This is a genomic window from Ensifer oleiphilus, from assembly GCF_013371465.1.
GTDB lineage: Bacteria > Pseudomonadota > Alphaproteobacteria > Rhizobiales > Rhizobiaceae > Ensifer > Ensifer oleiphilus.
The window spans coordinates 1-8,790 of the sequence record NZ_JABWDU010000020.1; the positions used below are offsets into that span (position 1 = coordinate 1).

Here is an 8,790-nt window from a genome sequence, read left to right on the forward strand (position 1 = left end):
GGAACATGCCAAAATCTCCAAGGTGAAGCCATTGAAATCATTGGCATGTCGCACTTGAGAATAGAATGTACCTTCTGTGCTAAATGGATCGCATAATGTATCGTCCGGAATACTTAGGTGGCTGAGAGCTGCACTTCCATCGGGATGACATCATCGACATTGCCCCCGGTCGCTGGCGCGGCCGGGAAGGTGAGGGGCCTTACGAGCTTGACTTCCACTTCATTGCTTCGAGCGGATAGCCGACAAACCATTTAGGCCGGTTCAAAATGACGTGCATGCGGATGTTGCGGATGCCGATGTCGGCCGCCATCATGTCGTCCATGAGCCGGTCGATCTGCTGGACATCCGAACAGACGACCAGGGCAATGAAGTCCGGATCGCCGCCGACGCGCATGCAGTCCACGACCTCGGAGAATTCGAGGAAGGCGCGTTCGAAGCGGGCGATCGTCTCCGGGCGGATGTTGTCCATGTGCACCATGAAATAGGCTTGGACGTTGTGCGTGATCCGATCGAGATCGGTCGCCATGATGTAGCCCTGGATGCATTTTGCTGCTTCCAGAGCCTGGACCCTCTTCAGGCAGGCGCTCGGCGACAGGCCGACTCGGTTGGCCAGTTCCAGATTGGTTACCCGTGCGTCCCTCTGGAGTTCAATCAGGATCTTGCGGTTGATCTGATCAAGCTCGATCGACTTTTTCGTCATTTTAGGTCCTTGTGAATAATCTGCGTTTCTGCCCGCCCGCAAGGAAATTTAAGACGGCGGCGGCGGCGATATTCGAGATTTCATTCATCGCCTCTTGTCCTAAGGTTTTCTGACAAAACGGGCCGAAGTCAATTCGGCTCATCGGGGAACAGGGACGGCTTATCTACATCCGCGCTGCGCAAGGACGTGGCCGGCGGAGCCTTGCCCGTTGCAAACAAGGGAGGTTGAATTGCGTCTAGCAGTCGATGTGGGCGGCACATTCATTGATTTCGTCTATCACGATGAAACGACCGGTGATGTCCGGACCGAAAAGGTCCGATCGGCCGGGACACTGAGTGGCCGGCTTATAGAAGGTATCCGGGCACTGGGAGCGGACGCAGCGTCTCTTCCGACGATCGTTCACGGCAGCACGATGGTGCTCAATTCGATCGTCCAGGAAAAAGGCGCGCGGGTCGGCCTCGTCACCACGAAGGGTTTCCGTGACGTCTTGGAACTCGCACGCGGCAATCGGGTGGAAATCTACAACCTGTTCTACAAACAGGCGACGCCGCTCGTTCCGCGCTACCTCAGGATGGAAGTCTCGGAGCGCATCAACTTCCGCGGCGAGATCGTCGAGGTGCTCGACGAACGCGAACTGAAGGCCGCCGTCGAGGTGCTGGTCGGCAACGGCGTGGACAGCATCGCCGTATGTTTCCTCAACGCCTACGCCAATCCCGAGCACGAGCGCGCGGCTGCCCGGTTCGTCAACGAGCACTACCCGGACGTTTTCGTCTCGATCTCGTCAGACATCGTTCGCGAAAGGCGCGAGTTCGAACGGACCAGCACGACCGTTCTCAACGCCTTCACCCGACCTCGTTTCAGCGGCTACCTGGATCAGGTCGGTCGGCGGCTTGAGGAAGAAGGCTTTGCCGGCGCCCTGACCGTGATGCAGTCCACCGGTGGCATTACCTCCACGGAAATCGCCAGCCGGACGCCGGTGCGCGTCGTCCAGTCCGGACCGGCCGGCGGTGTCATCGGTGCCATGCGCCTAAGCCAATTGATCGATGAGGCCAACATTGTCGTCGGCGATCTTGGCGGCACCACCTTCGACGTCTCGCTCATTTGCGGTGGTCAGTACTCGGAGCGCAGCGACGTCAGCATCAACCGCCGTCCGATCATGCAGCCGAGCATCGACATCGTCTCGATCGGTGCAGGTGGCGGCAGCATCGTCACGGTTGACGAAGAAGGTGGTCTTCGTGTCGGTCCGGAAAGCGCACAGGCCGAACCCGGCCCAATCTGCTACGGCTTCGGCGGCAAGCAGATTACCTTGACCGATGCTCTGGTGACACTCGGCTATTTTGACCCGGCGGTCTATATGGGCGGGCGTATCACGCTCGACACGAAATCGGCCGAGGCCGCGATCAACGCTGCGATCGCTTCGCCCCTGAACCTCAGCTGCGAGCAGGCGGCCTCCGGCATCGTGCGTATCGCCACGACAAACATGGCCTACGCCATTCGTCAGGTGACGATCGAACGCGGTTTCGATCCGCGAGAATTCTCCATGCTCTGCATCGGCGGCGGCTGTGGCCTCTTTGCAGGAGGCCTGCTCGACGAGCTCGACTTCAAGTCCGTGATCGTCCCGAATATGCCGGCGGTGTTTTCCGCCTGGGGCCTGCTCAACGCCGACTATCGGGAAGATGTCTCGCGCACGCTCCTGACCCCCCTCGACGAGGCCGGGCCATTGCTGGCGCATGCTTTCGAGGAGATGGAAGAGCGGGCCCGTGCCGCCCTTGCAACGACGACAGCGGCGTCGATCCGCATCGAGCGTTTCTGCGAAATGCGGTATGCTGGACAGGCGCACACGATCAAGGTCGCGGTTCCCACCGGTGATGTTGCATCGTCCCTCGCAGGCCTTGCCGGTCTCAGGGCCCGATTTGAAGAAGCTTATGCGCGCCAATACCGGCACATCCTGGCTGAGAGCCCGCTGGAGATAACCGCAGTTCGCCTTGCGGCGATCGGCGAAACTGGGAAACCGCAGTTGAGCGAAGTGCCGGCGCGCCATGCCGCGGACGAGGCGAGCCTGATCGGTACCCGCGACATTCATCTCGGGCGAGAGGCCGAAAGGTTGCGCTTCGAGCTGCACGACCGCTCGCGTTTGCGGTGCGGGGACAGGATTGCGGGGCCGGCAGTCATTGAGGAATGGAACAGCACCGTCATCGTCAACCCGGCACAGCAGGCAACCGTCGACCGTTATGGCAACCTCATGTTGGAGAAGCTGAAGTGAGCATCGATCCAATTACTAGACAAGTGATCCGCAACGCGCTGCGTGCCGCCGCCGGTGAAATGCAGACGAGCCTTATCAAGACAGCGCATTCGCCGCTGATCTACGAGGTCCAGGATTTCGGGGTTGCGCTCATGGACGCCCGCGGCCGCCTGGTTGGTGAGGGCTCGGCACTTGCCGGCTTCCTTGGCTGCCTGCCGCCGACGGTCCAAAAGGGGCTAGAGGTGTTTGGAGCCGAGGGCTTCGAGGAGGGCGACATCGTTCTCGCCAATGAACCCTACGACACCGGAACGCATATCAGCGATACCGTCCTCTACATGCCGGTGTTCTTCGAGGGGCGCCTCGTGGCGTTTACCGCGATCATGGCGCATTGGGCCGACATCGGTGCGTTCGCTCCCGGTGGCTGGTGCCCTTCGACCACAGACGTGCACCAGGAAGGCCTCATCTTCAATCATCTTAAGCTCTATGAAGCCGGCCGCCTCAACAAGGAAATGCTCAGGCTGATCCTGCGCAACGTTCGCACGCCGGAAGCGGTCAACGGCGACCTCAACGGGCTCATCGCTTCCTGCAACACCGGTGCCATGCGGTTTCAGGAACTGTGCCGTCGCTATGGCGTCGAGATGCTGCAAGCGGCAATCGAAGAAATCTTCGAGAACTCCGAGGCGCGGATGCGGCGCGAAATCGGCGAAATTCCCGACGGGATCTACCATGGCGAGGCCTTTCTCGATCATGACGGCGTAGACCGCGACAAACGGCATCGTATCGCAGCAACGGTAACGATCCGAGGCAGCGACATCGAGATCGACTTCGAGGGGTCGGATGCGGCAGCAAGAGGCCCGGTCAACCACCCGCTGGTGGGCACTCGGGCGCTCTGCGCCACCGTTCTCAAATGCGTGACGATGCCAGATGACGCGACAAATGACGGGCATCTGCGCATTGCGACCGTCAAGGCGCCGAAAAACTCGATCGTCAGCCCGGAATACCCCGCACCGTGCGACAGCTACGGATATGTGGCCGAGCTGGTGGAATACGTCGTTCTCAAGGCTCTGGCCACGGCGATCCCCGATCGCATCCCGGCTCCGAGCTACCAGATGTACGCCTACCACCTGGTCAGAACCGGCGAGAGCGACTGTGAATCCTTCATCTGCGCCGAACCGGTTGATGGCGGCGGCGGGGCGTTCCCCTTTGACGACGGCCCGAGCGGCATCATGTTCCTCGGCAACGGCGATGCGCCAAACTCGCCGATCGAGGTTCTGGAGGCGAGCTATCCGGTCCGCTTCACGCGATACACCTTCAACCCCGAAAACCGCGGGGTCGGAAAATACCGCGGCGGCTTCGGCGTCATCCGCGAGCTCGTCGTGACCGAAGACAAGGCGTACCTGCAGGTTTCCACGGAGAACAATGCCAATCCTCTTTGGGGACTGGCGGGCGGTGGCGATGCCGGACAATCGAGGACTGTCGTCACCGAGCCGAATGGTGTTAAGCGCACCTATGACGATCGCGTCGGAGACATCGGCCCGCTAAAGGCCGGGACGATGATTTCGATGTACACGGCCAATGGCGGCGGCTGGGGCGATCCACGCGAGCGTGATCCGATGCGCATTGCCGATGATGTCGTCAACGACTTCATGAGCATGGAGGAGGCCGCCAACAATTACGGCGTCGAATTGGCACGCATCAAAGAGGCGGTCTCGCGCCTTCTCTCGCAGAGCCATAGGGTGGAACATGCGCGATAATGACCTCATCGAGGACTTCCTGCTTCGACCCGTGCCTGAGGCCGAGACGCTGTCAGGGCTGAAGATCGCCACAGTACTGATTGCACTCGGCCTGACCTTGCCGGTCTTTACGATGGGGTCTCAGATCGTACTGGCGCAGGGGCTGGCGAAGGGTAGCCTCATCATCGCGCTTGGTTGCGGAATTACCGCGCTTGTGGCGCTCGTGACTTCCCTGATTGGATCGCGTCTTCGTGTTTCGACCTATGTGCTGCTCACCATGGTGTTCGGCAATTTCGGCGGCAAGCTGTTGAACCTGATGTTTGCGGTGATGCTGATCGGCTGGTTTGCAAACGTCGCGGACATGTTGAGTGCCCAGCTGAGCGGTGCAGTCGCTTCCACCTATGGCGTCTCGATCTCACCGATCGTCTATTCGACGGTGGCACTGATGCTGATGACGCTGACCGGCACGTTCGGCTTCCGCATCATGGAGCGCTTCGCATCCGTGATGGTTCCGATCCTTTCAGCCTTCATGCTCTATGTGCTGTTTCTGGCGATCGGCGACGACACCATCGGCTCGGCGATTTCGAAAGGCGGTGACGGCTCGTTGACGGCCACCGACGGCCTGTCGGCCGTGGTCGGCTCGGTTATCTTGGCCGGTGTGCTTGCGCCCGACTTCACGCGGTATGCGCGGGACGGGAAGGCGGCTGCGCGCTCCGTCCTTGCATTGGCGATCGGCTATCCGCTGATCATGCTGATGGCTGCGATCCCCGCCCTTGTAGTCAGTTCCGCCGACACGATGGACGTCATGATGCAACTTGGATTGCCGAGCCTTGCGCTTGTTGTACTTGCCCTTTCGACCTGGTCGAGCAACACCGGCAACCTCTACTCGTCCACGCTCACTCTTGCGACAGTGTTTACGAAACGACCGATCTGGCAGTTGGGCCTGATCGGGTTTGTTTGTGCTTGGCTCGCCGCGTATCTCAACGCGTCGAACTACTTCGTTCCCTTCCTCGTGTGGATGGGGGTCGCGGCCATCCCGGTCGCGGGCGTCTACATCTGCGCCTATGTGCTCCATCGCGCGGCGCCCGAACGACTGGCAGACTGCTCCGGCAGCTTCAGGGCAAAGAACTTTGTCGCATGGCTGCTCGGAACCGCTATCGGCAGCGGAAGTGTCATGACCGCGGGGTTCCTGGTGCCGGTGCCAGCGCTCGAAGGTCTGGCCGGTTCGGTCCTGGCCTTTCTGCTATTAAACAATAAGGCGCTGTTCGAGGTGGCGCGAGAGCGCCGCGAGGATCCGACCGCAGCATGAAAGGGCTTGATGAACATCCGCCTTGGCGCGGCGTTCATCGGCAAGCTTACCGCCTGAGCGTCTGCGAGGGCAGTTCGCCGAAAGGATGGACGCAACGCCCGTTAGAGGACCATGCCTGCAACGGCGATTGCCATCGCGGTCGTAGCGGCCCACCCTCCCAACTTCAGCAGGGGTGGCGCGGTGAATTCTTTCATCAAGGCGTGCCGGCTGACCACCATCATCATCGCCACCATGATCGGCACGGCGACGCACCCGTTGATGACGGCGCTCCAAAACGGCGCGGCGATTGTATCGACCGCGACCGCGACTTCGTACGGCTCGAGATCGTCGCGTATCTCCGGTCGATTGGCAGGTTCGTCGATGTCACGTAGGGTTCAAATTAGGGATGCCCTGCCAGTTCTCAGGGTTCTCGTGTACCGCTCATGGCATGTCAAACGAGGCATTCACTTGCTGGGCTTTTCGAGATCGAAAGATAAGCGAAATGAGAAACTTAGAGACCCGCTGGCCCTCGTCACGGTGATATGGTGGGCCCGGAAGGACTCGAACCTGCACGGGCCCGACTGCTGCTGGATGTTTACGAACTTTACAAACTTGACGAACTTCTGCATTTTGCCTAAATTGTAGCGCAGGAGGCTGAAGCCCATGACCACTACGAAAACTGTTCCCAACGAGCCCCGAACCGGTTCTTCCAACATTGCGCTCTCGATGAAGCTGCCGCGGCAGGCAGATTTCGAGAAGGCGTTGATCAGGCAATACGCAAAGGCGATTAAGCTGAGCCGAAAGGCCGGCCATCAGGTCAGTTTCCGTGTCGTCGTGGATCCGCTGGCCGGAGCGCAGACGATTTCCGTTGTTGAAGAAGAACCACTGTCTCATCAGGATGCTTTTCCGGTAGAGGAGGCACGAGAGCCGGATGACGAGCTCCAGGCAGCGTTGACTGCTGCACGGGAGCGCGGCCGGCGTCGGGTGGCGGAGATTCTCGCGGAGGATGATATGCTGAGCGCCGAAACGTTCGCGGACCTGCTCGGCGTTTCGCGTGTCACGGTCAACACAAAGCGCCAGAACGGCCAGGTTCTTGGTCTCGACGGAGCCAAGCGGGGCTTCCGTTTTCCGTCATGGCAACTCGATCGGGACGGCCGGCCCTATGCCGTACTTCCGAAACTGCACGAGATCCTCGGCGGTGCATGGGCGGTTTATCGCTTCCTTGTCACGCCACACGGCGCTTTGGATGGCCGGAAGGCTCTCGATGCGCTGAAACGCGGTCAGGACGATGAAGTGGTTGCAGCGGCTGAGAGTGTCGCCCGCGGTGATTTTCTCTGAATGGCCGCAATCAAGCCGCCTCCGGGTTTCGAGAATTCCTTTCTCGACATCGAAACCATTCCTGCCGGTCGTCGATTTGGACGTATCTATGCGAGCGCCTTTCCCGACCCGTTAGGACATGGAAAGACGCCGAGCCGGTTCAGTGATCCCCGCCGGCGTGACCCGGGAAGGCGGTTTGCCGTCGTCTATTTAGGGGACACACTCAAGGTCTGCTTCCTGGAGGCGGTCCTGCGTGATAGGCGCGATGGTCTTGTGGGCGATCTCCCGATAGAGGAGAAGGAGATCTACACGCGGCGCTATGCAGAGATCGAGACAATTGCAAGTCTCCGTGTTATTGATCTCCGCGCGGATCACGCGATCAGGATGGGTGTGCCAACAGATGTCACGAAATCTTCTCGCCAAACTCTTGCGCGGGCGTGGTCGCTTGCCTTCCATCAGCACCGATCCATGCCGGACGGCATAATTTACCCATCCCGCCTGAATGGGCATACAAATCTCGCGATCTTTGACCGGGCCATCCCAAAATTGTCGGCGGTACGTGTGGTGCCATTGATTGGCGCACCAGGCCTCGCCACCGTCATAAACGATCTTCGCGTGAGCCTCGTCGACAACATCTGAGATCGCCACGATTGTTGGGGTCGTTGCTGAACATGGCCTTCCCGCGTCGAGTGTTGTGCTGAAGTTAAATAGCATTGCGCGTTAATAAACGAAACAGCATTGTCGTTAATTAATGCTCTCGCTTAATTAACGGTCGTGCAAACGGAATCTGGTTCGATTGCCTTCAAGGCGAAAGAGAGTTGAGTTTTCTTATTTCATTGCCAACTCGGAGCGGCCGAGAAGTCGCGGGCCTTGCGATCAGGCTGCCTTTCGCAGTTCCGTAATCTTCTGAAACTCCGCCAGAATGTCCGGAAACTTTTGGGCGAGATATCGCACAACCCGGGCGTTGCTGAGCAGACGTGTGAGGTATCCGGTGGTCAAAACGAGGTCGAGGTGATCGGCACCATAGTCTTGCTCGATCGTCTTAAACTCGCATTCGAGGTTGGCTGCTTCATTTTCCATGAGCGCGATCTGATCGCCGCTGAGGCCGCGGATCGGCTTCTTCGGCCGAACGAGCATCGTTCTGGCGTGGCCGCGACCAGCGAACGCGCATAGGTGATTGAATACTTGTTCATCGCGGTCATCAACTGCGCCGATTCAATCTGGCGCATCGGCTTCATTTTCTTCAGCTGACCAATGGTGTTCACTGGGACATGCTTGTCCTTTAGAAGGTCGATTGCTTCGGGACAAATGCCGTCAAGCAAGCTCTTCTTCTGCTGGATGCTGTGGATGTTCACGTTCAATGCTCGCGCCAGCCGCTCTTGAGGCACACCCTTCTCGATGGCAGTCAGGATCATTTTGTGTTCCTGGATCGTCAGGCAGCAGGAAAAGTGCCGTCGCGCGGTTTCCTCGAGCCGCGGGGGCGGCGTTTGCGGCGACCTTCCGTCAGATG

The 8,790-nt window shown here is 59.5% G+C and carries 9 protein-coding genes; 6 read left to right on the forward strand and 3 right to left on the reverse strand.

The annotated features are described in order from the left end of the window. Positions 1-199 precede the first annotated feature (199 nt). Complete coding sequence (locus tag HT585_RS31435) at positions 200-700, reverse strand: Lrp/AsnC family transcriptional regulator (RefSeq protein WP_176356687.1); 501 nt, start codon at positions 698-700, stop codon at positions 200-202. A 229-nt stretch (positions 701-929) separates the two neighbouring features. Here HT585_RS31435 and HT585_RS31440 point away from each other — a divergent pair, with 229 nt between their 5' ends. From HT585_RS31440 to HT585_RS31465, 6 genes are all read left to right on the forward strand, one after another. Beyond that, the gene (locus tag HT585_RS31440; protein ID WP_176356688.1) at positions 930-2,963 is read left to right on the forward strand and encodes a hydantoinase/oxoprolinase family protein; all 2,034 of its coding nucleotides are present in this window, start codon (positions 930-932) and stop codon (positions 2,961-2,963) included. Further along, positions 2,960-4,696 carry a hydantoinase B/oxoprolinase family protein gene (locus HT585_RS31445; RefSeq protein WP_176356689.1) on the forward strand — a complete coding sequence of 579 codons (1,737 nt, stop codon included), beginning with the start codon at positions 2,960-2,962 and terminating at the stop codon, positions 4,694-4,696. The genes HT585_RS31440 and HT585_RS31445 overlap by 4 nt, the downstream gene beginning before the upstream one ends. Next, on the forward strand, positions 4,686-5,984 hold the full coding sequence (locus HT585_RS31450; RefSeq protein ID WP_176356690.1) for a cytosine permease: 1,299 nt from the start codon (positions 4,686-4,688) through the stop codon (positions 5,982-5,984). The genes HT585_RS31445 and HT585_RS31450 overlap by 11 nt, the downstream gene beginning before the upstream one ends. Further along, a complete protein-coding gene (locus HT585_RS31455) occupies positions 5,981-6,355 on the forward strand; it encodes a hypothetical protein (protein WP_176356691.1) in 375 nt (124 codons plus the stop codon). The genes HT585_RS31450 and HT585_RS31455 overlap by 4 nt, the downstream gene beginning before the upstream one ends. A gap of 271 nt (positions 6,356-6,626) precedes the next feature. Beyond that, positions 6,627-7,301, forward strand: coding sequence for an XRE family transcriptional regulator (locus HT585_RS31460; RefSeq protein WP_176356692.1), 675 nt, complete (start codon positions 6,627-6,629; stop codon positions 7,299-7,301). Next, positions 7,302-7,919: an RES family NAD+ phosphorylase gene (locus HT585_RS31465; RefSeq protein WP_176356693.1), complete on the forward strand. Its 618-nt coding sequence runs from the start codon at positions 7,302-7,304 to the stop codon at positions 7,917-7,919. Positions 7,920-8,156: 237 nt separating this feature from the next. On the opposite strand, the gene HT585_RS32035 is transcribed toward HT585_RS31465, so the two are convergent. Together HT585_RS32035 and HT585_RS31470 are read right to left on the reverse strand one after the other, a co-directional pair. Next, complete coding sequence (locus HT585_RS32035) at positions 8,157-8,360, reverse strand: plasmid partitioning protein RepB C-terminal domain-containing protein (RefSeq protein WP_246708035.1); 204 nt, start codon at positions 8,358-8,360, stop codon at positions 8,157-8,159. Beyond that, on the reverse strand, positions 8,276-8,695 hold the full coding sequence (locus HT585_RS31470) for a plasmid partitioning protein RepB C-terminal domain-containing protein (protein ID WP_425513801.1): 420 nt from the start codon (positions 8,693-8,695) through the stop codon (positions 8,276-8,278). Before HT585_RS31470 ends, HT585_RS32035 begins: the two co-directional genes overlap by 85 nt. Positions 8,696-8,790 lie beyond the last annotated feature (95 nt).